The sequence below is a fragment of the Martelella alba genome, assembly GCF_005217455.1.
In the GTDB taxonomy this organism is placed as follows: domain Bacteria; phylum Pseudomonadota; class Gammaproteobacteria; order Enterobacterales; family Enterobacteriaceae; genus Acerihabitans.
The window spans coordinates 198,488-225,281 of sequence record NZ_SZPQ01000006.1 but is presented as its reverse complement, the minus strand read 5'-3'; the positions used below and the strand labels follow the sequence as shown (position 1 = coordinate 225,281).

Sequence of the window (26,794 nt, the reverse complement as noted above, 5' to 3'; positions counted from 1 at the left end):
TTTGGCGATTGATCAGATCGCACAATCCGGGCTGAGTTCCCTCAATGTGATCTATTATTCTGCGCAGCTATTTAGTAGATCGCGGATTTTTTGATAGAAACGCTTCTCCGACGAACGTATGTCGCGAATGCGTTCAAGCAGCTCATCGAAATAGTCCCATTGTGGGTCTTTAAGACGTTCGTCATCCATGGCGAAGCCTTTTACTAGGTATTCCCCAAGGGTGCGGGTGGCCCATTGCCTAAACTGGGTGCCACGGGTAGAGCGTACGCGGTAGCCGACCGCGATGATCATAGGTAGTGCATAAAGCTGAGTTAGGTATTCCTTACCATCAGCGGCAGTTGTAAACTTTGAGTTGACAACTGCCCCTTCAGCCAGCTCCCCGTCTGACAAAACGCTCTTCACATGCTTGCTGATATTCTGTTTGCTGGTTTGGTACAACTCCGCCATTTCCAACTGAGTGAACCATACCTGTCCAGCTAATTCGCGCAGCACTAACTGCGATTGACCATCATCGGTTGTGTAGAGGATCAGGTCGTTATCCATACCATCTTACTCCTCGATAACAATGCCTTGTGCTTTTAGCCACTGAAGCCCTTTTACTGTTGTGCGGTAGGCTTGGTTGGGATGATTGACCACTTCTGGATGGAGATAATCGATCAAACCTTCTTGCTCTCTGAGCACGTTCAAATGATTGTGCTTTAAGGGGGTATCTTTACGTGCTAGCTGAGTGGCCAGTTGTTCGGCTTTATAGGGACGTAAAGCACATAGCCAAACGATGATTGGCCAAAGTTTGTCCTTACGTGCTTTTGAAGTGAGTTGTTCAATCCTTTGAGCGAGTTCATTCGGGACAGGGAAGTCACTCGTATTTGGAATTAGGTCACTCGTATTTGCTTCAAGGTCACTCGTGTTTTGGGTTAGGTCACTCGTATTCGACGTCTCAGGTGCTGCTGCATTTGTTGAAAACAGCGGTAACTGCTCATCATTTTGCAATGGTAACGCTAACTGGTAATACGTTGCCGGACCTGCGCCACCTTGCTCCAGTAAATGGTACTGATGGTGCAATTTTCGCAGTAGTTGGCTTGCCGATAATGTATCTAACCCTGAAATAGCACGAAGACCGGCATTATCAACAGCCCCCGTTTCTTTGGCGAGCAGTAGGGCTTTGGCTTCATTATCGGTTAAATGTAACTCTGCAAACTGTTGTAACCAGCTTAACTGTTCTTCACCTAACAACTGATGAAGCAAATAGGTTGCAATAAACTCATTTTCAATCACTTTACTGATAAATACCGGCGCGGTTAACCTTGCTTGCTCAAGCAACCGGCGCATGGTTTTAATACCGGAGCCTTTGGTTTCGGCAAAGCTTAAATCGTAAAGAACGGCGGCAATGACGGGATTGCGCAGTTTTGACCCCATATCTCCCAGCGCGATCTCTGGCTTTAGAGAATAGCCCGCATTACGAATTTCTATACGGTTACTGTAGCGCACGACCAGAATCGGTTGATTGACCTGATAATCTCTGTGCATCACCGCGTTGACGACCGCTTCACGAATCACCTTGTGGGGTAATAGCGGCTCATCGCTACGCTGTGTACTGCCGTCTTTCAGTCGAAAATGACGAGGCAGATCATCGCTAATTGTGGCTTCAAGCTTTGGAATCAGCCGTAGTAGTGGTTCGCGTATATCGAGCGTAATCGCAAAACGCTGCTCTGGGTCTTCTACCCATTGGGTGCCATTAATTCGCACATAATCAACGCGTACAGCAGGTAACAGACGGCGCAGCGCCAATGGCTTACCCATCAACAGCATCCCTGCAATATTAGGTACCCATTTGTCGCCTTGTTTTTTGACCAGATTCAGCGCATAAAGCATCTCATGTTCAGATAGTTGTAACTCTTCAGCGTATGGGCGTACTTTGGCGCGCAATGTGCGGTATAAGGCGATGGCTGAAGGATCTAAGTCATCCCATTCTGCATTGGCAAGTTGTACCTGCTCATAACTCATGCCGCTTTTGGCTAATAACAGCGGTTCCAGCTCTTGCTGGCTGCATTCGTAATCCCCATTCAGCCCGCGTCGCCACACCCCTGTTTTACGCTTATTTTTGCTATCAAACTTTCCTTTGAAGGTACAGGGCTTAGCGGCAGGCTCCAGCTCTGGCACAAATAAGCGAATCACTTTTTTGCCTTCAAGCTGAGTAACGTCACCTCGCACCGGAATAGGGGCTTCGAACTGCTCGCGGCAGTTACTTTGGATGGTATTCAATAATGCATCCGCATCGGTTACCCCACAAACGCTGAAGGTTTCATCAGGGGTTTTCGGTTCATCAATACCTAACAGCAAATAGCCACCACCAAGCCCGGGTTCATTAGCAAAGGCACAAATGGTTTGCATCACAGACTTACCAATGTCACTGGCCCGCTTGGCTTCTATGCGTGGTTGTTCGTCCAGTTGACGCAGTTGCTCCAGTAATTCCTCGGGGGTAAATTCATCCATATCAGGCGGCCTCCTCAACGGTGACACGACGTTTACCCGTCAACAATTGTTGCATCAGCGCTTTTTTCTCTTGTTTTAACGCTTCCAGATTTTGTTGCAGGGCAGAGATTTCCTGATCGGCGGCAGAGAGAACGGCAGCGATTTTTTGTTGTTCAACCATATCGACTGGCACTTTAAAATCTTTCTCTTTCAGCTCCCTCATATGGCGGCTGTATCCCAGATTAGGAATATCGGTATGGCAAAGTAAGTAGTAGCCAAACTTCTTATCTAGGAACTCTTTAGTATCTAGCACCTGCGTTCCATCGGCTCCGGGACAAAACTCAAAGTCCACCCATTTTAAGCAACGAGTATGGTCGCCAAAGATAATCACAGGAACATTTGTGTAACGTTCGTCGTTGTCACAATATCCAGCTATCAATTCTTTGCCTTGGTCAACTATTGCCACCGAACCAGTAGCAAGATAATCGGATGATTTAACTTGCGCAGATTTCTTATTTGCTACTTTAAATGCCTCATCAAATGTCAGAAATCTCCACTCCCCACTAAACCGACCCCCATTCTTATCCAGCAGGCGTTTTTTGCCAGTGAGCAATTGTTGCATCAGGGCTTTTTTCTGCTGCTGGCTGTTGGTGAGCAGTTGTTCGGTGGTGGTGATGGCCTTATCCCAAGTGGAGAGGATTTGGGTGATTTTTTTTTGTTCTTGTACCGGAGGAACAAGTACTGGAATTTTTTCAAGCGAAGCTTTATTTAGTTTGTATCTGCCTGCACCCTGACGACTAAGAAAACTAAAAATATCTCGATGCATGAAATAGTAATAAAACCACTCTCTAGTGGCCTTCTTGGTGCCTTCGATAACGTGAGCATGGTTATTCACAGTACACTTCCCATCCACTAATTGGGTCATAGCCTGCGACTCGTACTTCAGGAAATGGTCGCCATCTTCTCCAATGAGGGCATAGCTCCCATCTTGTTCAAAAGTTCCTATGTATCCTTGAATTTTTGTAGGGCCGTAATACGGATATCTCCCTGGATTTTTATCTCGCTCGTCTTCGCTAATTGGCTTTCTCAAGTTATTTTTAATAGCGAAAGCTTTTCCGACATAGTTAAATGCCCACCCGTCAGGTACAGATTTTACCCGTGCCTGCATAAGCTCAAGTTGAGAATAGCTTCCATCATGCACCATAACCCAACTCCTCAAGATACTTAGCCATCTCGGTTTCCAGCTCAGCCAGTTGGGCTTTGAGCTGTTCGCGTTCTGCTCGCACGGCCATCAGGTCGATCTCTTCCTCTTCTTCAAAGGTATCAACATAACGTGGGATGTTCAGGTTGTAGTCGTTGTCTTGGATCTCTTTCAGGCTGGCAAGATAGGCGTATTTATCGACGTTTTCTCCCGCTTTGTAGGTGGCGACGATCCTAACGATATTCTCTTCGCTGAGCTGGTTCTGATTTTTACCGGATTTAAACTCGCGTGAGGCATCGATAAACAGCACGTTGTCATCTACCTTTTCTTTTTTGAAAATCAGAATCGCGGCGGGAATACCTGTGCCGTAAAATAGTTTCTCTGGTAGGCCAATCACCGCATCCAGTAGATTTTCATCGATCAGTTTCTGGCGGATTTTGCCTTCTGTTGAGCCACGGAATAGCACGCCGTGGGGAACAACCACACCCATACGACCCGTCTTAGGTTTAAGTGTCTCAATCATGTGCAGAATAAAGGCATAGTCCCCTTTGGTTTTTGGCGGTATACCACGACGAAAGCGGCTGAACTTGTCTTTTTCCGCGTCCTCATGGCCCCATTTATCCAAAGAAAAGGGTGGGTTGGCGGTCACAATATCAAACAGCATCAAGTCGCCGTTTTTATCCAGCAACTTAGGGTTGCGAATGGTATCGCCCCATTCGATTTTGTGGTTGTCTTCGCCGTGCAGGAACATATTCATTTTGGCCAGCGACCAAGTTGAACCAATAGCCTCCTGTCCATAGAGGGCATAATTCTTACTATCAAAGTTGGTACGGACTTTACTGCCACATTTCATCAACAGTGATGCAGAACCACACGCCGGATCGCAGATGCTGTCGCCTGGTTGCGGCTCAAGCAGCTCAGCAATCAAGTCACTGACTTCAGGTGGTGTATAAAACTCCCCAGCTTTTTGGCCGCCACTGGCGGCAAAGTTTTTGATTAAGTACTCGTAGGCGTTACCAATCACATCCAGTGTACCGACGCGACTCGGTTTGAGGTTGAGTTCCGGCCTGGCAAAGTCTTCCAGCAGATAACGCAGAATATTGTTTTTCTGTTTCTCTTCACCTAAGCGGTCGGTGTTGAAAGAGATATCTTGGAACACGCTTTTCCCGGCATCTTTGAGTTTGGTGCCATTGGCTTCTTCAATGGCGTGTAGCGCTTGGTCAATACGCTCACCATTGCCTGGTTCATGGCGATGCCCGTACAAAGTATAAAAACTGGCGGTTTTTGGCAGCACAAAACGCTCGTTCTTCATCATCTCTTCGATGAGCTCAGGCTCGTCGCCATACTGAGCTTTGTAACCATCGTAATGGTCCTGCCATACATCAGAAATGTACTTAAGGAACAACATGGTCAGGATGAAGTCTTTGTAAGTGTCTGCGCTGATGGTACCTCGGAAAGTGTCGCAAGCGGCCCACAATGCTTTGTTAATACTGTCTTGGTTGATTTTATTGTTAATTGTTACTTGGTTATTCATTAATGGGTTCCCTTAATCATTCGTTGAAACATGCCTTGCAGCATGGTTTCACGATTCTTTAGCAGTGCTTTGGTGAGGTGTTGTTCCTGCTCCCACAGCGTATTGATGTGCAGAATTTTCTGTTGTGTCACTCGTGGGGGGATGTCCAGTTTCAGCTCACCAACTACTTTGGTATTTAACATGACAATGTTACTGCCTTGGCTTCCCGTTCCTTCTGATAGCCAGTATTGAACAGCAGGCTGGTTGAGAGACCAACACAGAAATTCTGGTATCACGGCTGCTTTAGGCGTGATAACCACAAACTGACTGCTAACCACTACGGGTTTTGAAGACTGTTCGTCTGTAACTAAACAAGAGGCCCTGAAATAGCCGCCTCTAGAACCTCTCGCAGGGAGCAATATAGTGCCTGGACAGACGAAAGCATTGCTTTTGCCGGTCCACTCTATCAAGGGCATCTGGCTAGCTTGTAGAGTAAAGAGGTTTGATGTTTCCCAAGCCTCTCGAACGTCTTTAATTTGCGCCACATGGGCATTACCGGACTCTTTATCCACTTCCTCTATTTTTCCTCGGAAGGTAAAGCCTGTTCTTAGGTTGGCAATGTCACTGAGCGCTTTGATGCTAGTGCGTTGTGGCATCAATAACTCCTTTAGTCGGTGTAACAAACAGCATGCAGCCTGCAATACGATTGCTGTGTGTATGAGGCACAAATTTAGCCATCTCCCAACCTGCTACCAGTGCTTTATTTTCAAACCACTGTTGAATTTTGGCTGTCATTTTCTGGCGTTTATCACTATGTTTTTGTTGCTCTTTGTTGTAGATGGCGATAACTCTCTCTGTATCACAGAAACACTCATTACTTTCGGTTGTTTCTGGCGTAGGGAAAGCAAATTTTTCTCGCGATATTTTGAGCTGTTGGCCTGTGCTTACACGCGTTTGGGGCGGCTTCGTGATTTGTTGGGTATGAACCAAGTAGACTCGATGTTCAACGTGAATTTCTTGCATGGCTTGCTGGGTTTGGTATTCTTTCATTATTCGATTTCCTAGGTGTTTCTCGGCACTGTTGGTATTGAATGGAGCGACAGGTGGCAGCCTGTCGCTTTTTACATGGTTATTTTTCACTCACAACCACAGAAAAAATACAGTAAATAGTCTATGAAAAATTAGTGTGTATATAGTTGCTGATCTTTTTTTATCCGTCAAGCTAAAATTATGCGGTTTTTTTTCTACTGCAATAGAAAGTTTGTTCTGTCGGTACAAACTTTGATTAAGGTCGTGATCAGGCGTTGGGCGATTTTATTTACCGATGCTCTCTTCCTTGTAATCTTGGATATACAGCCGTTTTGCGGCAGATTCTCAAGACGCACAGTGCTTCAACCCTTCCGCTACGTGTTTTAGGTGTGACAGTACGTATACCTGAGAACGCGGCGTGAGCGGCGCTTTCTGCATCGATCGTGTCGCTTTTACCTCGCTTACGACGTTCCATTTTGTCTGGTGCTGAACAACAGGCCAAGGGAACGCCGGGACGGAACCGATGCTTACCCGGAGTTGGCCGGTATCTTCCATCTGACCGCCAATCGTATTGCTGTCTGGCAGGCTCTTAGGCGCGCGAAGTCTGTACCCGATCGCAGTTGCGCGACGATCTGCGCGTAAAAGGGATGAATGTGGATAAAAAGTTTACCCGCTGGCTGCTTAAGCTGGAGAAAGACGGCCTGATTGAGCTGGAGGAAGAAACGATCTGCCTTGCCGGGTATAGGGGGGGATAAACGGGAACATGGTGATACTAATGGGGGGAGCCGGTCCAAAAAAAACCGGATCCCCCACGCACTACGATAATCGTAGTTATAAGGCGTCAGAGACTACGAATATCGTAGTTTAGGGGATGCGGCAATAAGACATGGGCTAGCTGTCTGTATCCGCTTTATACGCCTTTCCAAACTGGCCGTGCGGCGTAGAACAGATATCGATGGAACAAAAAATCCCGCATAACTAGGCGCTATGCGGGATGTGTGGAAGTGAGTGGACGCTTACAGACGCAGCGTTACTTGCCGATACAAAAACTTGAGAATATCCGCCCCAGCAGATCGTCAGAGCTGAATTCGCCGGTGATTTGGCAAAGCGCCTGCTGGGCCAGACGCAATTCCTCGGCCAGCAGTTCGCCGGCACGGGCGTCGAGCAGTTGTTCTTTGCCGCGCAACAAATGTTCCCCCGCATCGTCCAGGGCCTGCAAATGCCGGCGGCGGGCCAAAAAGCCGCCCTCCAGACTACTGTTAAAGCCGATGCTGCGTTGCAAATGGTCGCGCAACAACGTGATGCCGGTATCGGAATGGGCGGAAAGCGTTATAAGTGAGTGACCATTCACATTCCCGATGGCTTCTGGTTCGCCGGTCAGATCGGCTTTATTGCGAATCACGGTCAACGGTAACGCGGCGGGCAACCGGGCGATAAATTCCGGCCAGAGAATATCGGGATCGCTTATCCCTGTGGTGGTCCCATCGATTATCAACAACACATGGTCAGCATGTTCAATTTCCCGCCAGGCGCGCTCGATGCCGATGCGTTCCACCTCGTCGCCGGCGTCGCGCAAACCGGCGGTATCAATGATATGCAGCGGCATGCCGTTGAGCAGGATATGCTCGTGCAGCACATCGCGGGTGGTACCGGCGATGGCGGTGACAATGGCCGCCTCTCGACCGGCCAGGGCGTTGAGCAGGCTGGATTTGCCGGCATTGGGCCGCCCGGCGATAACCACTTTCATGCCCTCGCGCAACAGCGATCCCTGCCGGGCCTCGGCCCGTACCTGCCCAAGGTTCTCCATCACGTCGTTGAGCTGGTTTTCGATTTTACCGTCCGAGAGAAAGTCGATTTCCTCGTCAGGAAAATCAATGGCGGCTTCCACGTAGATACGTAAGTTAATCAGCGCTTCCACAAGATGTTGCACGCGGCGGGAAAACACCCCCTGTAGGGAGTTTATCGCCGAACGCGCCGCCTGCTGCGAACTGGCGTCAATCAGGTCGGCGATGGCCTCCGCCTGGGCCAGGTCCATTTTATCATTAAGAAACGCCCGTTCGGAAAACTCACCCGGACGGGCGACACGAATGCCAGGCATTTGCAGAAGGCGGGTTATCAGCATGTCCGAGACCACCGGACCGCCGTGGCCCTGTAATTCCAGCACATCCTCGCCGGTAAACGAATGCGGGCCGGGAAACCACAACGCGATGCCTTGATCGAGAATGGCGCCGTCATGATCGCGAAACGGCAGGTAATCGGCATAACGAGGCGCGGGTAATTTACCCAATAGCCGACGGGCCGCTTCGGCGGCCAGCCGACCAGATACCCGCACAATACTCACGCCGCCGCGTCCCGGCGGCGTGGCGAGGGCGACAATGGTATCCGTTTGACTCATGAGGTTCTCTCTCGAATTTTATCCACAATCAGGGTTAATGTTTTAAGCCCGGCGGTCAACGGTAAGCGGCCTAAGCGCCGCGCCGAGAACAGTCATTTTGTCCCAAGAGCCTGTCATGGCCGGCGCCATTGCATATGTTGCCGCGGGAAATACGGCGGATGGTGAGCCAGATTGCGGCCACGAACGCCCCTGCGTCTTTCCCGCCATAAATTCAACGGGCGTGGGGGTACGGCACAAACAAACAAGGCGGTCCATCGACCGCCTTGGCAAACTCGCCGCTCTCAATAGAGGAACGGGATTTATTTTTTCTCCCGGCTGTGCAGGCCGCGTTTTTCCAGTCCGCGATAAATCAGTTGCTGCTGGATGATGGTCACCAGGTTGCTGACGATATAATACAGCACCAGCCCTGACGGGAACCAGAGGAAGAACACGGTAAAGATGACCGGCATAAAAGTCATCACTTTCTGCTGCATGGGATCGGCGACGGTGGTCGGCGACATCTTCTGGATGAAGAACATCGTAATACCCATCAGGACCGGCAGAATGTAATACGGATCCTGGGCCGACAAGTCCTGTATCCATAGGGCGAACGGCGCGCCGCGCAGCTCGATGGATCCCATCAGCATATAATACAGCGCCAGGAATATCGGCATCTGGATAACCAGCGGCAAACAGCCGCCCAGCGGATTGACTTTCTCCGCCTTGTACAAGGCCATCATTTCCTGGCTCATGCGCTGCTTATCGCCGCCGATACGCTCCCGCATCGCCGCCAGCTTCGGTTGCAGCATGCGCATCTTGGCCATGGAGGTATACTGCGCCTTGGTCAGCGGGTACATGATGCCGCGCACAATAAAGGTGATGATGATAATGGAGAAGCCCCAGTTACCGATGTAGCTGTGGATAAACTTCAGCAGTTTAAACAGGGGTTGGCTGATAAACCACAGCCAGCCATAATCCACGGTTAGATCCAGATGGGGCGCGATGGCGGCCATTTTATCCTGGATTTCGGGGCCGACCCAAAGAGTGGCGTCCAGGTTGGTTTGCGCGCCGGGGGCAACGGTGATCGGCTGGGATTTGTAACCGATGGCCGCCTGGCCGTTGTCCAGATTGCTGGTATAGAACGTATGGGGGCCCGCGGTTTGCGGCACCCAGGCTGTGGCGAAGTATTGTTGCAGCATGGCGACCCAACCGCCCTGGGTCGTGACGTTCAGGTTCTCGTCTTTGATGTCGCTAAAGCTGTACTTCTTGTATTTGTTGTCGCTGGACGAATAAGCCGCGCCGCGATAGGTATGCAGCGCGAAATTGCTGCTGCCGGTATCGCGATGCTTGGGCAAATCCACCGATTGCTTGAGCTGGCCGAACATCACCAGCTCAAGGGGCTGGCTGCTGGTGTTATGGACGGTGTATTCCACGCTTACCGCGTAATCGCCGCGCTTGAGGATATAGGTTTTGGTATAGACCACGCCGTCCGGCGCGGTATAGGTCAGGGGAACGCGTAGCTCGCCCTGGTTATCCGGCAGGATATAGGTGTCCTGATTGCTGCTATACAGGGGACGCTGGCCGTTGGCCGGATTGTCCGGACCATTTTTACCCGTCAGACCGCTTTGCGCCTGATATATAAAATCCGGCGAGGTTTCCAGTAAATGAAACGGCTGATCCGAACCCAGCTTATCGGGATACGTCAGCAAACGGGCCTGCTCGATATCGCCGCCGCGGGTATTGATAACGAGTGACAGGACGTCGGATTTCACGGTTATCTGCTGTCCTTGCCCGCTGGCGGGTAAACCCTGGTTTACTGCTGCATCACCGTTGGCTGTGTTCGTGGTCTGTTGCGTTGCCGGCGCCTGTTGCTGCGGACTATGGTCCGTCTGCCAGGCCTGCCAGATCATAAAAGACACGAACAGCAGAGCGATGAGAAGAAGATTGCGTTGCGAATCCATCGTTAATGTTCTCTGTTGTCGTTGGGTTTCGGCGGCACGGGATTATCGCCACCCGGGTTCAAAGGGTGGCATTTTAATACGCGTTTGAATGTCAACCAACTGCCTTTTAACATACCGAACCTGCGTATCGCCTCTATACCGTACTGCGAGCATGTGGGTTGGAACCGGCAATGAGGCCCCAGCAGCGGGCTGATAAACAGTTGATACCCGCGTATCAACCCGATTAGCAGCCGGGAGACTGGCGACAATGGCGGCGCCATAATTTTTCCAATGCTTCCGTCAACGCGTGATTGTCCAAATCCGCCACCCCTTTTTTGGCGATGACGACAAAATCCATTGCGGGCAAGGCATGCTGATGCATCCGAAAGCTTTCACGTGTAAGACGTTTGATCCGGTTTCTTTCATGAGCCCGTTTAACATGTTTTTTGGCGACTGTCAGACCGACGCGGGGATGCCCCAGCGTATTCAGGCGGCCGAGGATAGTAATGTGCGGTGTGCCGGCCCGTTGTGGCTGCTGGAAGACGAAAGTAAAATGATTGGGAGTTAACAACCGTAACTCCCTGGGAAAAGCGAGCTTAACCACTCGGAGGGTTAGCTTTTATTACTTCGAAGCGACGGTCAGGCGTGCCCGGCCTTTAGCACGACGGCGTGCCAGTACCTGACGACCATTCTTCGTTGCCATACGTGAACGGAAACCGTGATCACGGTTACGTTTCAATACGGACGGTTGGAAAGTGCGTTTCATAGCGATTTCTACCTACTAAATTTAACTTCACAGTAAACGCGTTTGGCTGTACGGCGTGAAACGACCGACGCCTCAATCGCATTAAGCATCAAAGAGGCGGGATTGTAATAATTGTACAGTCCTGAGTCAATTCTCATCATGCTTTATCCGCCTGCCTACCCGCGCCTGCGCCCTCGCCATTGTCCGTTTACGGAGCCAGGCAACCGGGCATCTCGCGCCGGGGTGAGAATTATACGGGTTCCACGCCAAAGCGCAAGGATCCGGCGGGATCCGGGGCTGAATAAAAAGGATCATACAGCGAGGCGGCAAGCGGCGAAATTCGGACTATGCTTAATTTGAAGGATATAAGACTTACATTTTATCCCAGGAAGGGAGAATCGGTTACACTCAATCCCGCCTGTTACAGCCTGTGGATAAAAAGGATCGAAACTGTGTAGAAGGGGAGGATCTCTAGCGCGCTTTGCGTTATGATCCGCAATCCCTGACGGGATCCTTCGTGGGTTTCGTCCGGAAAACCGGTAAAGCGGTTCGCGGGTGCCGGCATGGTATCCGTGTCAAAAAGATAATCCTGAATCATACAGTTGTGTTTCTTTTCATTTGTTGATCTTGTTCGATTGGAGTCCGCCGTGTCACTTTCGCTTTGGCAGCAATGTCTTGCCCGACTACAGGATGAGTTACCTGCCACAGAATTCAGTATGTGGATACGCCCTCTTCAGGCGGAACTGAGTGACAACACTCTGGCATTGTATGCTCCCAACCGGTTTGTGCTGGATTGGGTCCGCGATAAGTATTTGAATAATATTAATGGATTATTAAATGATTTTTGTGGGACGGACGCCCCATTGCTGCGTTTTGAAGTGGGCAGCAAACCGCCCATCACGATGATGATAAGCCCCCAGCCGGCCCCCGCCAGCGACACGCCGGTTCAGGCCGCGCCGCGCCAACGGCCGGCCCGGCCGAGCTGGGACAACGCGCCGGTGCAGCCCGAGCTGTCATACCGGTCGAACGTCAATCCGAAACACAACTTCGATAATTTTGTCGAGGGTAAATCCAACCAATTGGCTCGCGCGGCGGCGCGGCAGGTGGCGGACAACCCCGGCGGCGCCTACAATCCGCTGTTTCTCTATGGCGGCACCGGTCTGGGTAAAACGCACCTGTTGCACGCGGTGGGCAACGGCATTATGGAGCGCAAGGCCAACGCCAAGGTGGTGTATATGCACTCGGAACGGTTCGTCCAGGACATGGTGAAAGCGTTGCAGAACAATGCCATCGAGGAGTTCAAGCGCTACTACCGTTCCGTCGATGCCCTGCTGATCGACGATATCCAGTTTTTCGCCAACAAAGAGCGTTCTCAAGAAGAATTTTTCCACACTTTCAATGCATTGCTCGAAGGCAATCAGCAAATTATCCTGACCTCCGATCGCTACCCCAAAGAAATCAACGGGGTGGAAGATCGTCTGAAATCGCGTTTTGGCTGGGGATTGACGGTCGCCATCGAACCGCCGGAGCTGGAAACGCGGGTCGCCATTTTGATGAAAAAAGCCGATGAGAATGACATCCGCTTGCCGGGCGAGGTGGCGTTTTTCATCGCCAAACGGCTGCGTTCCAATGTGCGGGAGCTGGAAGGCGCGCTGAACCGGGTGATTGCCAACGCCAACTTTACCGGACGGGCCATTACCATCGATTTTGTGCGCGAGGCATTGCGCGATTTGCTGGCGCTACAGGAGAAGCTGGTCACCATCGATAATATTCAGAAAACCGTGGCGGAATATTATAAAATCAAGGTGGCCGATCTGCTTTCGAAGCGGCGTTCCCGTTCCGTGGCGCGGCCCAGGCAGATGGCTATGGCGTTATCCAAGGAACTGACCAACCATAGCCTGCCGGAAATCGGTGACGCTTTTGGCGGGCGCGACCATACCACGGTATTGCACGCCTGTCGGAAAATCGAGCAGTTGCGTGAAGAAAGTCACGATATAAAAGAAGATTTCTCCAACTTAATCAGAACATTATCTTCCTAATTATGAAATTTATCGTTGAACGAGAGCATCTGCTTAAACCGTTGCAGCAAGTAAGCAGCCCCCTGGGCGGCCGGCCGACCTTGCCGATTCTGGGCAATTTGTTATTGCAGGTGGCGGACGACAGAGTATTGCTGACCGGAACCGACCTGGAAATGGAAATGGTGGCCGGCGTCGCCTTGACCCAGCCCCATGAACCGGGCGCAACCACCGTGCCGGCGCGCAAGTTTTTCGACATCTGCCGCGGTTTGCCCGAAGGGGCGGAAATCACCGTTACCCAGGAGAGCGATCGGATGTTGATCCGGTCCGGGCGTAGCCGCTTTTCCCTGGCGACGTTGCCGGCCGCCGATTTTCCTAATCTTGACGATTGGCAGAGCGAAGTGGAGTTTACCCTGTCGCAATCCACCCTGAAACGGCTGGTGGAAGCGACCCAGTTTTCCATGGCGCATCAGGATGTACGATATTACCTTAACGGCATGCTGTTCGAGACCGAGGGCCAGGAATTGCGCACAGTGGCCACTGACGGACATCGCCTCGCGGTCTGCTCCATGCCGGTCGGCCAGTCGCTGCCGAGCCACTCGGTGATCGTGCCGCGCAAAGGCGTCATGGAGCTGGTAAGAATGCTGGATGGCGGTGAAACGCCGCTGGCGTTGCAAATCGGCAGCAATAATATTCGTGTCAGTATGGGTGATTACGTTTTTACCTCCAAACTGGTCGACGGCCGTTTTCCCGACTATCGCCGGGTGTTGCCGAAAAACCCCGATAAAACGCTGGAGGCCGGTTGCGATGTGCTTAAGCAGGCCTTCGCCCGGGCGGCCATCCTTTCCAATGAGAAATTTCGCGGCGTCCGGCTTTTTCTTAGCAACGATCAACTGAAAATCACCGCCAACAATCCCGAACAGGAAGAAGCCGAAGAAATTCTGGATGTGGCCTACCAGGGCGCGGATATGGAAATCGGGTTTAACGTCAGCTATGTGCTTGATGTGCTGAATGCGTTGAAAAGCGAACGCGTCAGGCTGCTGCTGACCGATGGCGTTTCAAGCGTGCAGATTGAAGATAGCGATAGCCAGACGGCGATATATGTCGTTATGCCCATGCGGCTATAGGGATTCGAAGGTAATGTGATCGAATGGCCCTGTCGCGTCTTGTCATCCGGGATTTTCGTAATATCGCTTCCGCCGATTTGTCGCCGTCCCCCGATTTCAATTTCCTGGTCGGCGTCAACGGCAGTGGCAAAACCAGCGTGCTGGAGGCCATCTACACCCTCGGCCACGGTCGGGCGTTTCGTAGTTTGCAGGCCGGGCGCGTTATCCGCCATGACCAGCCCGAATTCTTGCTGCACGGCCGTATCGACGGCGTGCCGGAAGGTCAACGGACGATTTCGGTCGGCCTGAGCAAAAACCGCCAGGGCGACAGCCGGGTGCGTATCGACGGCAGTGACGGGCATAAGATCGCCGAGCTCGCGCAATTATTGCCCATGCAGCTCATCACTCCCGAGGGATTCAGCCTCTTGAACGGCGGCCCCAAATACCGCCGGGCTTTTATCGATTGGGGCTGCTTCCATCACGAGCAGGGTTTTTTCACCGTCTGGAGCAATATCAAGCGTTTGCTCAGGCAACGAAACGCCGCGCTGCGCCAGGTCAGCCGTTATGAACAAATACGGGTCTGGGATCAGGAACTGATCCCGCTGGCGGAGCGTATCAGCGAGTGGCGAGCGCAATACAGCGAGGAAGTGGCGGCGGACATCGCGGCGACCTGCGCGCTGTTCTTGCCCGAGTATCGGCTTGACTTCAGCTTCATGCGGGGCTGGGACCGTGAAAGCGATTATGGCGAGTTGCTCGAGCGTCAGTTTGAGCGCGATCGGGCGTTGACATATACTGCTTCCGGTCCGCATAAAGCGGATTTCCGCATCCGCGCCGACGGTGTGCCGGTGGAAGACGCGTTGTCGCGCGGCCAACTGAAATTGTTGATGTGCGCCCTGCGTTTGGCGCAGGGCGAATGCCTGACCCGTCGGCGCGGCCAGCGGTGTCTGTATCTGATAGACGACTTCGCTTCTGAGCTGGATACGGGGCGGCGCGGCCTGTTGGCCGAGCGTTTAAAGGCTACTCGCGCCCAGGTTTTCGTCAGTGCGCTGAATGTCGGTCAAATACGCGATATCACGGATGAAAAGGGCAGGATGTTCGTGGTGGAACAGGGTAAAATAGGTATTCAATCCGAAGTTTAAATGAGCGAGAAACGTTGATGTCGAATTCTTATGACTCCTCAAGTATCAAAGTACTCAAAGGACTGGACGCGGTGCGCAAACGCCCAGGGATGTATATCGGTGATACGGATGACGGCACCGGTTTGCACCATATGGTATTCGAGGTTGTGGACAACGCTATCGACGAAGCGCTCGCCGGCCATTGTAAAGAAATCATCGTCACCATTCATGAAGATAATTCCGTGTCGGTCCAGGATGACGGACGCGGCATTCCCACCGGTATCCACGAGGAAGAAGGCGTTTCCGCGGCGGAAGTGATCATGACCGTGCTCCATGCGGGCGGCAAGTTTGACGACAATTCGTATAAGGTGTCCGGCGGCCTGCACGGCGTGGGCATTTCGGTGGTCAATGCATTGTCTGAGAAGTTGGAGCTGGTTATCCGCCGCGAAGGCAAGGTACATGAGCAGACTTATATCGGCGGCGTGCCGCAGGCGCCGCTGGCCGTGGTGGGTGAAACCGATCAGACCGGCACAACCGTGCGTTTCTGGCCGAGTCTCGAAACCTTCACCAATAACACCGAATTTCAGTATGAAATTCTGGCCAAACGGTTGCGGGAACTGTCGTTTCTGAATTCCGGCGTGTCGATCCGCCTTAGCGACAAACGCAACGATAAAGAAGATCTTTTTCACTACCAGGGTGGGATTAAGGCTTTTGTCGAATTTTTGAACAAGAATAAAAACCCCATCCATCCCACGGTTTTCTATTTCTCCACCGAGAAGGACGGGGTTGGCGTGGAAATCGCGTTGCAGTGGAATGACGGTTTCCAGGAAAACATTTACTGCTTCACCAACAATATACCCCAGCGCGACGGCGGTACGCATCTGGTCGGCTTTCGCGCCGCCATGACCCGTACGTTGAATTCGTATATGGATAAAGAAGGGTACAGCAAAAAGGCCAAGGTCAGCGCCACCGGCGATGATGCCCGCGAAGGGTTGGTCGCCGTGGTGTCGGTGAAGGTGCCTGATCCGAAGTTCTCTTCCCAGACCAAGGACAAGCTGGTGTCCTCCGAGGTGAAATCCGCGGTGGAAACCCTGATGAACGAGCGGTTGGTGAATTACCTTCTGGAAAATCCCAACGATGCCAAAATCGTCATCGGCAAGATTATCGATGCCGCCCGCGCGCGTGAGGCGGCGCGCAAAGCACGGGAAATGACCCGCCGCAAGGGCGCGCTGGACCTGGCGGGTCTGCCGGGTAAGCTGGCCGATTGCCAGGAACGGGATCCGGCGTTATCCGAACTTTACCTGGTGGAAGGGGATTCCGCCGGCGGGTCGGCCAAACAAGGGCGGAACCGCAAGAATCAAGCGATTTTGCCTCTGAAAGGCAAAATCCTGAATGTCGAAAAGGCCCGTTTTGACAAAATGCTGTCTTCGCAAGAAGTGGCTACGCTTATCACCGCGCTGGGATGCGGCATCGGCCGGGATGAATACAACCCCGACAAACTGCGCTATCACAATATCATCATCATGACCGACGCCGATGTGGACGGTTCCCATATCCGTACCCTGTTGCTGACCTTTTTCTATCGCCAGATGCCGGAAATCATTGAGCGCGGTCATGTTTTCATCGCGCAGCCGCCGTTGTACAAGGTCAAGAAAGGCAAACAGGAACAGTACATCAAAGATGACGACGCCATGGATCAGTACCAGATCGCTTTGGCCATGGACGGCGCGTCCGTGCATCCCAACGAACATGCGCCGGCTTTGGCGGGAGAGCCGCTGGAAAAACTGGTGGCGGAGTATTATTCGGTACAAAAGATGATAGGCCGAATGGAGCGGCGTTATCCCCGCGCCCTGTTAAGTCATTTGATCTATCACCCGACATTGCATGAAGCGGATCTGTCCAATCGCGATCGGGTTGAGCGTTGGGGCGCCGCTTTGGCCGAGTTGCTCAACCAGAATGAAAAGCACGGTAGCAGCTATGCCGGCAAAATCCGCGAAAATCGCGAGCGTCAGACCTTTGAGGTGGTATTGCGGGTTCGCACCCATGGGGTGGATACCGATTATGTGCTTGACTTCGATTTCGTCCACGGCGGCGAATATCGCAAGCTGTGCGCGTTGGGTGAAAAGCTGCGTGATTTGTTTGAGGAAGACGCTTTCGTGGAACGGGGTGAACGCCGCTTACAAGTGACCAGTTTTGAACAGGCGTTGGACTGGCTGGTAAAGGAATCCCGCCGGGGGCTGGCAGTCCAGCGCTACAAAGGGCTGGGTGAGATGAATCCGGAACAGCTTTGGGAAACCACCATGGATCCGGATAGCCGGCGTATGCTGCGTGTCACCGTGAAAGACGCCATCGCCGCCGATCAATTGTTCACCACGCTGATGGGCGATGCCGTGGAACCTCGTCGGGCGTTTATCGAAGAAAATGCGCTCAAGGCGGCGAATATCGATATATGATGCCGGTCCACGGCAATATATTGTTAATTCTCGTCAAACCGCAAGCCGCCCTTTATGGGCTGCGCTTGCCCGCTGCCGTCACAGCATTATCTCTGCCTCCGGACGTTGTGTGAGACATCCTGTCTCTCACCGGAGGCGCTGATGGCGGTGTAATTGCGTTTCCGGTTAATGTGTCGCCCCGTTGCCGCTGCGCGGCGGCAGGCGCTATTTCCCATGCTGAGACAAGCTGAATATCTTTATACTCGTCATACTTCAAGCTGCCTCTTTGTTGGCGGCGCTTGCTCGCCCCAGTCACATCGTGATCTATGCTCCCGGGGACTGACTCCCTTGCCGCCGCGATGCGACTTGAATGACATAGAGTATATATTAGGAATAATTTGAAAATACTATTTTTTATAATTAACAATTTATTTCTTACTTTAAAGAATTACCTAATGTCTTATATTGCCACGGGAGATATTTACATCAGTGTTGAACTTCTTATATAATACCGATGTTGTCGAGTTAGGGGTAAGTCAATTTAAATGGAACGACAACGGTAACTGCCGCGCCAACTAACATTGGCGCGGCGTTTCCTTAATAATGATCTAATCCCTGTATTTCTATGGGAGTAATGATTAACGAAATAAACTATTATATACTCCAATTACGTCGAGTTGCATTGCGGCGTCAAACGAGTGACAAATTCGTCGGGAACGACTATAACTTGCCGACGGCGGTTGCTCCAACGCGCGAACACAGCTAACAAAAAGCCCTTTTAGGGACAACAAATATAGGCGGTACTTCAATGAAGTGTATGGCTGTGCTTTCTTAATCGAAACCGATGACTTTCTATCTGATAGTGCGTCACTGTCATTCCATCCAGCCGCCAAAGTTCAATAAATAATATTCCGTTCTTCGGATCAAGTTTCAAGAAAAATTTTTCCTTCATTAATAGACCTCCTTATATTGATTCATTGTTATGAATGGTACTGCGTCCCGCTCATGCATAATAAATTATTCTGATGGAATGTCTATACTTGGTATACTTGCCATTGCCTCTTTGTCGGTGGTGCTTGCTTTCCCCGGCCACCACGGTATTTAGCCGTCTGGGGACCTTGAAAGACAGGGTGTCTTTTATAACGCCTAAGCACCTTAACGCCTGAGTACGCAGGCAACACTGTGACCGGGCAAGCAAACGCGGTTGGCAGGGGGGCGTGAAGAGTGTCGAGTATAGACATGTCTTCCGTCCGGTTGGCGCGCGTGGACATAACTAACCCTCCTCTGGAGCTTGCCCTGACGGCCTGCCGCGCTGCAATGTGAATTGTTAATGATAGAAATTCCCTTTTCTTCACGCCTCCCATTGTTGGGCAAAGTCACGAAATATTCACTTTTGCCAACAGCTTTGCGTTATTATTATCCGGTCGATAGCAAGGTGCCTAACGTTGGTGGAACGGTCTTTACTCGCCACACTTCACGTTGCCTCTTTGTTGGCTGCGCTCGCTCACCCCAGTCACTTAGCCAGCTATGCTCCTGGGGATGGTGGGAAACCTTCTGTTTCTCACCGGAGGCCCGCCTTTGGCGGGTCAAATGCGTTCCCGACGAATTTGTCGCTCACTTGCCGCCGCGATGCAACTCTAAGTATGCAGAGTCTACGTTGTACGCCACAAGCTAAAGGAGGTGTGATGGCGATAAAACTGATTGCGATTGATATGGACGGGACATTGTTGAATCATAAGCATGAAATAACGCCCGCGGTTAAGGAGGCCATAGTCGCGGCGCGTGACAAAGGCGTCTATGTGGCGCTAACCACAGGGCGGCCGTTTATCGGTATCCAACGTTATCTGAAGGAACTGGATCTTCAACATGAAGGCCATTACTGTATCACCAATAATGGCGCTTTGGTTCAACGAACTGTCAATGGCGATTGTGTATCACAAACTCCCTTAAGTTTTGCCGATTATCTCTATCTTGAAGCGCTATCTCGCCAAGTGAATGTACATTTTCACGCGCTAACATTTACGACGCTGTACACCGCCAACCGGGATATCAGTCGATTTACGGTTTATGAAGCCCATTTGACGGGAATGCCCCTAAAATTCCGCCGGGTTGACGAAATGGACCGGCAACTCTCGTTCCCGAAAGTCATGATGATTGATGAACCGGAAATCCTTGATCAGGCAATCAGCCGCATTCCCCAGGAGGCTTTCGCGCGTTATACCATCATGAAAAGCGCGGAATATTATCTGGAGTTGCTGCGTAAGGAAGCCAACAAAGGAACGGCGGTGGCGGCATTGGCCCGCCATCTCGACCTGTCGGCGGAAGAGGTGATGGCCATTGGCGACCACGCCAATGACCTGGCGATGATCGAATATGCCGGCACCGGCGTGGCGATGGGTAACGCCATTGATGAAATCAAGGCCGCCAGCCAGTTTGTGACCAGAACCAATCGGGAAGACGGTGTCGCGCTGGCGATTGAAAAATTTGTCCTGAGTTCCCGGATAGCGTGATTTCTCGGGTGTCACGGCCGAATGCTATGCCGGCCTGGGGCTTTCGGGCTGAACCGGTTCTGTCATGGCAACCTTGCCCGGGGTACTGGTTTGCGGCCGTGATTCATGGCGCCGCTCGCTAGGGAAGGGATTCTGGGATGTCTTTTGCTGCTCTGCTGTCCAGAAGCGTTGCTGTCGTTGGCGGTATTCCCGTAAATTGATGTGATGGATATCTTTGCACCAGCGATAGATCAGCGGAGGAGAGAGATTATGCCGTCGTGAAACGGTATACACCGAGATATTTTCTTTACAACTCTCCTCGATAAAATTTTTTTTCTGTTCTTCAGTGAAATTTCTTTTTCTTTTTTTTTCGTGTTGATACGCCATTGAACTCAATACGTCTTCTCTTTCTCTTTTACGGTAAATAAGTAATCTGATTTCGTTATTATCCAACTTATTTTTTAACTCTCTGATGGTCATGCCGTAAAAATTTTTGCACCATTCAAAGATATATTGATGAGGAATGTTATGGCGGTAAGCAGTCCAGGTACAGCAAGAATCAGGCAAGCAGGCTTCAAACACAATGGCGCATTTTTCATCATAGGTTCTTGGCGGAAAGTTATTTCTTAGGGGTTTGCCGCCGGCAATGACGGGATGTTCACTTTTTACGGGATTATACTTGCGTGGGGTGTTTTGCGTTAAAGAAAGCAGGTCTGTCAGCGGCCGGGATAGTCGCTTTTCACCGACGTTCTCTCTATTGCGCGAGACGGACAAATTAAGGGGAAAACGTTGCTCAATATCAACCATCGCGGTTTCGTGGCGGCACGGGAACAGGCGTGACAAGTCGATGGCTATTTTATTGTGCGGCGCCCCAGGAAGGGGGTGAGCGGTAGGCGGTGTTTCAGACAATACCGCATGGGACTGGGTGGCTTTTTGCAAACCCTTGGATAAAGTATTCTTTTCGTTTCTTCCCTGTACAGGATAATTTTCATAAATTTTTTTGTTCTCTAGAAGGAAACGCATGATTTTCATGGTGCTCTCTCCATTGATACCGGACAAAAATTATCAAGTAGCGATTTTGACAATAAATTTTTTTAGAGGGTACTTCAGTGTTGAATCATCGGGATATTATCCAGAATAGAATTTTTGATGGTTGCATACCGGTTTAAAATATAGCATAAGCTTTATAAATAACCCCACAATAGTATTCCGCTATCAGCGCATAGCATGGTTTGTCCCATGTGACTTTGTGAATATACTCGTCATACTTCAAGCTGCGTTCTCTCACCCCAGTCACATAGTGATCTAAGCTCCTGGGGACTCGCTCACTTGCCGCCGCGATGCAACTTGACGTATTTAGGGTATAGAGACATTCAGGCCAAGATAGCAAGGCATGCCGGATGGGGATTAAAATCTATCTGATCCCACTCACAATTTTTAATGTAATCTGTTGAGTGGTGTCAATTCTTTGTTATTATGCTTTGTTGTGATAGCTAACTCGAGATAGCTTGGAGATCAATATGACAGCCCAGCACTTTATCGGCGTGGATGTGGGATCCGCCAGCGTTCGCGCGGGTGTTTTTAACCCGCAGGGTCGGCGGCTCGCCTTCGCGGTGCGCCAGATCAGTCAATTCCACCCGCGGCCGGGCGTGGTGGAGCAATCGTCGCAACAAATCTGGCAGCATGTTTGTGAAGCCATCCAGGAGGCGGTACAGCATGCGGGTATTTCACCGGCTTCGGTGGTTTCGCTGGGATTTGACGCCACCTGTTCCCTGGTGGCGGTAGACAGGCAAGGTTGCGGGATTTCCGTCGCCGAGGACGGCGATGCCGGTCGGGATATCATCATGTGGATGGACCACCGTGCCGTGGAGGAAACGCGGGCCATCAATGCGACCGGCGATGCCGCGCTGGCCTATGTCGGCGGGGAGGTCAGCGTGGAAATGGAATTGCCGAAGGTCCTGTGGCTTAAGCGCAATTTTCCCCAACGCTATCAGGATGCCTGGCGATTTTTTGATTTGGCGGATTATCTGGTATGGCGGGCGACCGGCAGGGATGTCGCCAGCGTTTGTACCTTGACGTGCAAATGGAATTATCTGGCGCACGAGCGTCGATTCAGCGCATCGCTCCTGGAGGCGGTGAATCTGACCGATGTCTTGGATAAAGTACCGCGAGCCATTCTTGAGCTGGGGCAGTCCGCCGGTAATTTAAGCCAGGCAACGGCCGAACAGTGCGGACTGACCACGGCCGTTACCGTGGCCGGGGGAATTATTGATGCCCATGCGGGCGGATTGGCCTTGGTCGGTTCTCATCCCGAAGGCGCGCTGGCGCTGATAAGCGGAACATCCAATTGCCATATGCTGGTCAGCCCCCGCGAAGTGCATGTCCCCGGGGTCTGGGGGCCGTATTGGGGCGCGATGCTGCCGGATCAATGGCTGAGCGAAGGGGGACAAAGCGCCGCCGGCGCGTTGGTTGACTGGACGTTGCGGCAGCACGCGGTCTGGCCGTCTTTGCAACAACAGGCGGCCGAGCGGCGGTGCAGTGAATATCGTCTTCTTAATGAATGGGTCGCAGATCTTGAGCGACGGGAACCCCTGCCCACACGACAACTGCATGTGCTGGCGGACCATTACGGCAACCGATCCCCGCGGGCTAATCCCGATGCCCGCGGCGCAGTGATGGGGTTGACTCTGGAGCAGGGACCCGATGCCCTGGCCCGCCTTTATTTGGCGACCTTGCAGGCTATCGCCTATGGTACCCGCCATATCATTGATGCCATGAACCAATCCGGCCACCATATTACGCGATTGACAATTTGCGGGGGGGCGACAAAAAACCCTTTGTGGCTGCGTGAGTATGCCAATGTGACGGGGTGCGATATCGCATTATCCGCGGAGGATGATGTCGTCACGTTGGGCGCCGCCCTGCTGGGCGCGGTTGCCGCCGGTAGCTACCCTACCTTGACCGAAGCCGCGCGGGCCTTGGTGCGACCAGGTGACAGTATAAAAGCCGATGCGCGTTATGCCGATTTTCATCAGGCGAAATACGAAGTGTATTTGCGGATGTACGACGAAGAGCAGCAGGCCATGGATAAAATGCGCCCGTGGCTTTAGGCGCGTCTGGGCCGATTCACCGCCGTCCATCACCCTGGCCATTGCCGCTGGCGCGGCGGACTGGCGAATGACACGGATGCGCGGCGGGTTTCATGAAGCAGGGGTGGCCTGGTTGGCCGAGGACGGGGTCGAACCGTGCAGGATCCGTTCACGGGGTGAGTCAAGGGCCTTGTCGCTGTCTTTGCGCAGATAATCATATGGCAGCAATAAGGTATCGAGCAGCGCCGAAAACGGCAGGTCGATGGCCGCAAAGGGTTTCATGGTCCAGCCCGAATGGTCGTCTTCCAGCACCTTCAAACTGGCGCGGGTACCGGGGTAATACCCCTGGTTGGGGCCGGTATGGGTCATCACGCTGGAACATCCGTTGCTGCCCAACAAAGCGCAGCTTGCTGTAAGAAACAGTAGTGTCTTTTTGAACATAGCCATCTACATCCATTAATCTGTCATTGATTTTGCCTAATGAACGCTTAACACGATCATTATTCGAAATGTATGCCTATATCCCCAGATGCATTGATGATTCCGTGTCCAGGGTGAGCGAGCGTTGCCAACCAAGAAACGACGTGATTTATGACGAGTATAAATGCGCATCCGGCGCGTTCATAATAGGCTTTTCTATGTGTTTTTTCCCTTAATGGGAAATATTTTTTGCATTTTCGCCTTGAAAATCCATCGCGCGTCACCATTTTAAAAATGTGGCCGGAACAGACATGCGCCGTAAGGGTATGGGTTCGGGTCGCGGACTCGTCCATCAGGAGAGTCGAATGTCACCTCGCTAAATTATTGGAGGCTAATGCCATGCGTAACTTTGATTTTTCCCCGTTATATCGGTCCGCCATCGGTTTTGATCGCTTGGTTAACTTGCTTGAGTCCGGGCAGTCCCAGAGCAACGGCGGATACCCGCCTTATAATGTGGAGTTGGTCAATGAAAACCAATACCGCGTCGCCATAGCCGTTGCCGGATTCGCCGAACAGGAACTGGATATCACCGCCCACGATAACCTCCTGGTGGTTAAGGGTGCCCATAATGACGAACCACGGGAACGCAACTACCTTTATCAGGGTATCGCCGAGCGCAACTTTGAACGTAAATTCCAACTGGCTGAACATATCCAAATTAAGGGCGCCGTACTGGAAAATGGGTTGCTTTATATTGATTTGGAACGCGTGATTCCGGAAACATTGAAACCGCGCCGTATCGAAATCAAATAAACCTTGGTGGCTTGAAACCCGGTAATGTTATCACGTCTGCCCGCCGAATTACGGGGGCTGGCTTAATCAAGAGCGGTTAAACGATTTATCTCGCTTCAAAGAAGGAGTAAATACCATGCGTAACTATGATCTTTCCCCCCTTTTTCGTCAATGGATCGGTTTCGACAAACTGGCCAGTACGATGCAGGGCGATCCGGATGCCTACAGTTTTCCCCCCTATAATATTGAAAAAAGCGATGACAACCATTATCGCATTAGCCTTGCGCTGGCGGGTTTTCGCCAGGAAGAGCTTTCCATTGAAATAGAGGGGCCGCGGCTGACTATCGCCGGTAAACCCGAGCTACCGGAACGCAAGGTGGAATATTTGCATCAAGGCCTGGTCTGTAAGCCCTTTTCTCTTGGTTTCACTTTGGCGGAGCATATGTCGGTGACCCAGGCGGAATTTATTAACGGTTTGCTGCATATTGATTTGGAACGCCAGATCCCCGAAGCACTGCAACCACGCAAAATTGCCATTGCCGGCAGTGTGAATCCACGGGTCCTGGAGCATCAACCCGATGCCGGCGAATAACGCCGGCAGTAAAGTGATGGCATGAGGCATAACGGATCACCACTCTGACGCTTCGCGCCGCGGTCAGCGAAGACGCCGCGCGATCTGTGGCGAGTATGCCACGGGTCCCGCCGCCGGCATGATACCGGCGGCGCCTTAAATCGATTGGCTAGCCGTTGGCCGCATCGCGATGCGCCTGTTCGATTTCCTCCGCCAGAATGGCGATACCCTGTTCAATTTTCTCTGCCTCCGGTACGTAATTCATGCGCATGCACTGATGGGCATGGGGCCAATCCTCGTCGAGCCCGGGGAAGAAGTCGTCGCCGGGCACCATAAACACGCCGCGGCGTTTCAACCGTTGATAAAGGGTTTCTGTCGTTATGGGCAGATTGGGAAACCACAGCCAAAGGAAAATGGCGCCTTCGGGTTTGTGTATCAGGCAACGCTCCGGCGGCAAATAACGCCGCATAATCGCGAGGGTTTGCCGTACCCGCTCTTGATAGAAAGGCCGAATCACCTCGTTGGATAAGCGCAGCAGGTCGCCGCGCCGAATCATAGCAGCCGCCATGGCCGGACCAAGACTGCCGGGCGCCAAACTGATGATGCCGTTCATATTGCTGATGGCCGAGATCACCTCTTCGCCGGCAATGACGATGCCGCAGCGAACGCCCGGCAAACCCAGCTTGGACAGGCTCATGCACAAGATGATATTCGGATTCCACAGCAATGTGGCTTTGGCGAAGATAATGCCCGGGAAAGGCAAGCCATAGGCATTATCAATCAGCAAGGGTATGCGATGTTGCCGGGCGAGGGTGTCCAAATGCAGTAACTCCCGATCGGTTATCACGTTTCCGGTGGGATTGGTGGGACGTGACACGCAAATCAGGCCGATATCCTCGCCAATGTCGAGATGTTCGAAATCCACGTGGTATTTGAATTGCCCTTCCGGGAGATGCGCGATATTCGGTTTGGCGGAAGCAAACATATGCTCCTCCAGCCCGGCATCGGCGTAGCCCAGGTATTCGGGCGCCAGCGGGAAAAGCACCTTGCGCAAACCGCCGTCTTCGCCGCGTCCGGCATAAAGATTGAACAAGTAAAAGAAAGCGCTTTGGCTGCCGTTGGTTAAAGCGATGTTCCGCGCCGTTATGTTCCAGCCGAATTCCTGGCGCAACAACGCCGCCAAGGTTTCCAACAGACTATTTTTACCTTGGGGGCCGTCGTAATTGCATATGGCCTCGCTAAGCGTCCCATCCGCCAGCACGGATTGCAATAATTGATGAAAGTAGTCTTCCATGGCGGGAATGGCGGCGGGGTTACCTCCGCCCAGCATGATGGCGCCGGGGGTGCGCAAACCGTCGTTCATATCGTCCATAAGCTGGGCTATCCCGGAACGGCGGGTGAATTTCTGGCCGAAAAGCGAAAACGTCATGTCGTGTAAACATTCAATGAGGGCAGGTTGAGCATAGTAATACCATACCGCCTTTACGG

22 protein-coding genes and 1 pseudogene are annotated in these 26,794 nt (G+C 52.0%); 8 read left to right on the top strand and 15 right to left on the bottom strand.

Annotated elements, in window-relative coordinates; all coding sequences use genetic code 11:
* Window positions 1-54: 54 nt before the first annotated feature.
* The 12 genes and pseudogenes from FCN80_RS07700 to rpmH form a co-directional block, all read right to left on the bottom strand.
* Complete coding sequence (locus FCN80_RS07700; protein WP_136989578.1) at window positions 55-543, bottom strand: virulence RhuM family protein; 489 nt, start codon at window positions 541-543, stop codon at window positions 55-57.
* Between the two features lie 6 nt (window positions 544-549).
* Window positions 550-2,493, bottom strand: coding sequence for an ATP-binding protein (locus tag FCN80_RS07695; protein ID WP_136989577.1), 1,944 nt, complete (start codon window positions 2,491-2,493; stop codon window positions 550-552).
* Window position 2,494: 1 nt separating this feature from the next.
* The gene (locus tag FCN80_RS07690) at window positions 2,495-3,676 is read right to left on the bottom strand and encodes a restriction endonuclease subunit S (protein ID WP_170975339.1); all 1,182 of its coding nucleotides are present in this window, start codon (window positions 3,674-3,676) and stop codon (window positions 2,495-2,497) included.
* Window positions 3,666-5,207 (bottom strand): type I restriction-modification system subunit M, encoded by a 1,542-nt coding sequence (locus FCN80_RS07685; RefSeq protein ID WP_136989576.1) that lies wholly within the window; start codon window positions 5,205-5,207, stop codon window positions 3,666-3,668. Before FCN80_RS07685 ends, FCN80_RS07690 begins: the two co-directional genes overlap by 11 nt.
* The gene (locus FCN80_RS07680) at window positions 5,207-5,842 is read right to left on the bottom strand and encodes a restriction endonuclease subunit S (RefSeq protein ID WP_136989575.1); all 636 of its coding nucleotides are present in this window, start codon (window positions 5,840-5,842) and stop codon (window positions 5,207-5,209) included. The genes FCN80_RS07685 and FCN80_RS07680 overlap by 1 nt, the downstream gene beginning before the upstream one ends.
* Window positions 5,826-6,236 carry a hypothetical protein gene (locus tag FCN80_RS07675; protein ID WP_136989574.1) on the bottom strand — a complete coding sequence of 137 codons (411 nt, stop codon included), beginning with the start codon at window positions 6,234-6,236 and terminating at the stop codon, window positions 5,826-5,828. Before FCN80_RS07675 ends, FCN80_RS07680 begins: the two co-directional genes overlap by 17 nt.
* 292 nt (window positions 6,237-6,528) lie before the next feature.
* Window positions 6,529-6,705 (bottom strand): annotated as a pseudogene (locus tag FCN80_RS07670) (IS110 family transposase); the annotation flags it as partial.
* Between the two features lie 540 nt (window positions 6,706-7,245).
* The gene (gene mnmE / locus FCN80_RS07665) at window positions 7,246-8,610 is read right to left on the bottom strand and encodes a tRNA uridine-5-carboxymethylaminomethyl(34) synthesis GTPase MnmE (RefSeq protein WP_136989573.1); all 1,365 of its coding nucleotides are present in this window, start codon (window positions 8,608-8,610) and stop codon (window positions 7,246-7,248) included.
* A gap of 299 nt (window positions 8,611-8,909) precedes the next feature.
* On the bottom strand, window positions 8,910-10,550 hold the full coding sequence (gene yidC, locus FCN80_RS07660) for a membrane protein insertase YidC (RefSeq protein ID WP_136989572.1): 1,641 nt from the start codon (window positions 10,548-10,550) through the stop codon (window positions 8,910-8,912).
* A gap of 2 nt (window positions 10,551-10,552) precedes the next feature.
* Complete coding sequence (yidD, locus tag FCN80_RS07655; protein ID WP_136989571.1) at window positions 10,553-10,810, bottom strand: membrane protein insertion efficiency factor YidD; 258 nt, start codon at window positions 10,808-10,810, stop codon at window positions 10,553-10,555.
* Window positions 10,774-11,133, bottom strand: a complete 360-nt coding sequence (gene rnpA / locus FCN80_RS07650) for a ribonuclease P protein component (protein WP_136989570.1) — start codon at window positions 11,131-11,133, stop codon at window positions 10,774-10,776. Before rnpA ends, yidD begins: the two co-directional genes overlap by 37 nt.
* An 18-nt stretch (window positions 11,134-11,151) precedes the next feature.
* Window positions 11,152-11,295: a 50S ribosomal protein L34 gene (gene rpmH / locus FCN80_RS07645; RefSeq protein WP_136989569.1), complete on the bottom strand. Its 144-nt coding sequence runs from the start codon at window positions 11,293-11,295 to the stop codon at window positions 11,152-11,154.
* A gap of 626 nt (window positions 11,296-11,921) precedes the next feature.
* On the opposite strand from rpmH, the gene dnaA reads away from it, so the two are divergent.
* From dnaA to yidA, 5 genes are all read left to right on the top strand, one after another.
* The gene (gene dnaA / locus FCN80_RS07640; RefSeq protein ID WP_136989568.1) at window positions 11,922-13,313 is read left to right on the top strand and encodes a chromosomal replication initiator protein DnaA; all 1,392 of its coding nucleotides are present in this window, start codon (window positions 11,922-11,924) and stop codon (window positions 13,311-13,313) included.
* A 2-nt stretch (window positions 13,314-13,315) separates the two neighbouring features.
* The gene (gene dnaN, locus FCN80_RS07635; protein WP_136989567.1) at window positions 13,316-14,416 is read left to right on the top strand and encodes a DNA polymerase III subunit beta; all 1,101 of its coding nucleotides are present in this window, start codon (window positions 13,316-13,318) and stop codon (window positions 14,414-14,416) included.
* 23 nt (window positions 14,417-14,439) lie between these two features.
* Window positions 14,440-15,534, top strand: a complete 1,095-nt coding sequence (recF, locus tag FCN80_RS07630) for a DNA replication/repair protein RecF (protein ID WP_136989566.1) — start codon at window positions 14,440-14,442, stop codon at window positions 15,532-15,534.
* 17 nt (window positions 15,535-15,551) lie between these two features.
* Window positions 15,552-17,966 carry a DNA topoisomerase (ATP-hydrolyzing) subunit B gene (gene gyrB / locus FCN80_RS07625; RefSeq protein WP_136989565.1) on the top strand — a complete coding sequence of 805 codons (2,415 nt, stop codon included), beginning with the start codon at window positions 15,552-15,554 and terminating at the stop codon, window positions 17,964-17,966.
* 1,427 nt (window positions 17,967-19,393) lie between these two features.
* Complete coding sequence (gene yidA, locus FCN80_RS07620) at window positions 19,394-20,455, top strand: sugar-phosphatase (RefSeq protein WP_230492552.1); 1,062 nt, start codon at window positions 19,394-19,396, stop codon at window positions 20,453-20,455.
* Window positions 20,456-20,479: 24 nt separating this feature from the next.
* Here the strand turns inward: yidA and FCN80_RS07615 are convergent, their stop codons facing one another.
* Entirely contained in the window at window positions 20,480-21,466 is a 987-nt protein-coding gene (locus FCN80_RS07615) for a transposase (protein ID WP_136989564.1), read from the bottom strand.
* A 488-nt stretch (window positions 21,467-21,954) separates the two neighbouring features.
* Here FCN80_RS07615 and FCN80_RS07610 point away from each other — a divergent pair, with 488 nt between their 5' ends.
* Entirely contained in the window at window positions 21,955-23,544 is a 1,590-nt protein-coding gene (locus tag FCN80_RS07610) for an FGGY-family carbohydrate kinase (protein ID WP_136989563.1), read from the top strand.
* 90 nt (window positions 23,545-23,634) lie between these two features.
* Here the strand turns inward: FCN80_RS07610 and FCN80_RS07605 are convergent, their stop codons facing one another.
* Entirely contained in the window at window positions 23,635-23,970 is a 336-nt protein-coding gene (locus tag FCN80_RS07605; protein ID WP_230492548.1) for a YceK/YidQ family lipoprotein, read from the bottom strand.
* Between the two features lie 372 nt (window positions 23,971-24,342).
* On the opposite strand from FCN80_RS07605, the gene ibpA reads away from it, so the two are divergent.
* Together ibpA and ibpB are read left to right on the top strand one after the other, a co-directional pair.
* Window positions 24,343-24,756, top strand: a complete 414-nt coding sequence (gene ibpA, locus FCN80_RS07600) for a small heat shock chaperone IbpA (RefSeq protein WP_136989562.1) — start codon at window positions 24,343-24,345, stop codon at window positions 24,754-24,756.
* A 115-nt stretch (window positions 24,757-24,871) separates the two neighbouring features.
* Window positions 24,872-25,327, top strand: coding sequence for a small heat shock chaperone IbpB (ibpB, locus tag FCN80_RS07595; protein ID WP_136989561.1), 456 nt, complete (start codon window positions 24,872-24,874; stop codon window positions 25,325-25,327).
* 148 nt (window positions 25,328-25,475) lie between these two features.
* Here the strand turns inward: ibpB and FCN80_RS07590 are convergent, their stop codons facing one another.
* Entirely contained in the window at window positions 25,476-26,735 is a 1,260-nt protein-coding gene (locus FCN80_RS07590) for a valine--pyruvate transaminase (RefSeq protein ID WP_136989560.1), read from the bottom strand.
* Window positions 26,736-26,794: the final 59 nt, after the last annotated feature.

Bases quoted from the DNA above. Each gene is read 5' to 3' on its own strand.
- FCN80_RS07700 (WP_136989578.1), bottom strand. From the start codon at position 543: ATGGATAACGACCTGATCCTCTACACAACCGATGATGGTCAATCGCAG.
- FCN80_RS07695 (WP_136989577.1), bottom strand. From the start codon at position 2,493: ATGGATGAATTTACCCCCGAGGAATTACTGGAGCAACTGCGTCAACTG.
- FCN80_RS07690 (WP_170975339.1), bottom strand. From the start codon at position 3,676: ATGGTGCATGATGGAAGCTATTCTCAACTTGAGCTTATGCAGGCACGG.
- FCN80_RS07685 (WP_136989576.1), bottom strand. From the start codon at position 5,207: ATGAATAACCAAGTAACAATTAACAATAAAATCAACCAAGACAGTATT.
- FCN80_RS07680 (WP_136989575.1), bottom strand. From the start codon at position 5,842: ATGCCACAACGCACTAGCATCAAAGCGCTCAGTGACATTGCCAACCTA.
- FCN80_RS07675 (WP_136989574.1), bottom strand. From the start codon at position 6,236: ATGAAAGAATACCAAACCCAGCAAGCCATGCAAGAAATTCACGTTGAA.
- mnmE (WP_136989573.1), bottom strand. From the start codon at position 8,610: ATGAGTCAAACGGATACCATTGTCGCCCTCGCCACGCCGCCGGGACGC.
- yidC (WP_136989572.1), bottom strand. From the start codon at position 10,550: ATGGATTCGCAACGCAATCTTCTTCTCATCGCTCTGCTGTTCGTGTCT.
- yidD (WP_136989571.1), bottom strand. From the start codon at position 10,810: ATGGCGCCGCCATTGTCGCCAGTCTCCCGGCTGCTAATCGGGTTGATA.
- rpmH (WP_136989569.1), bottom strand. From the start codon at position 11,295: ATGAAACGCACTTTCCAACCGTCCGTATTGAAACGTAACCGTGATCAC.
- dnaN (WP_136989567.1), top strand. From the start codon at position 13,316: ATGAAATTTATCGTTGAACGAGAGCATCTGCTTAAACCGTTGCAGCAA.
- recF (WP_136989566.1), top strand. From the start codon at position 14,440: ATGGCCCTGTCGCGTCTTGTCATCCGGGATTTTCGTAATATCGCTTCC.
- gyrB (WP_136989565.1), top strand. From the start codon at position 15,552: ATGTCGAATTCTTATGACTCCTCAAGTATCAAAGTACTCAAAGGACTG.
- FCN80_RS07615 (WP_136989564.1), bottom strand. From the start codon at position 21,466: ATGAAAATCATGCGTTTCCTTCTAGAGAACAAAAAAATTTATGAAAAT.
- FCN80_RS07610 (WP_136989563.1), top strand. From the start codon at position 21,955: ATGACAGCCCAGCACTTTATCGGCGTGGATGTGGGATCCGCCAGCGTT.
- FCN80_RS07605 (WP_230492548.1), bottom strand. From the start codon at position 23,970: ATGGCTATGTTCAAAAAGACACTACTGTTTCTTACAGCAAGCTGCGCT.
- ibpA (WP_136989562.1), top strand. From the start codon at position 24,343: ATGCGTAACTTTGATTTTTCCCCGTTATATCGGTCCGCCATCGGTTTT.
- ibpB (WP_136989561.1), top strand. From the start codon at position 24,872: ATGCGTAACTATGATCTTTCCCCCCTTTTTCGTCAATGGATCGGTTTC.
- FCN80_RS07590 (WP_136989560.1), bottom strand. From the start codon at position 26,735: ATGACGTTTTCGCTTTTCGGCCAGAAATTCACCCGCCGTTCCGGGATA.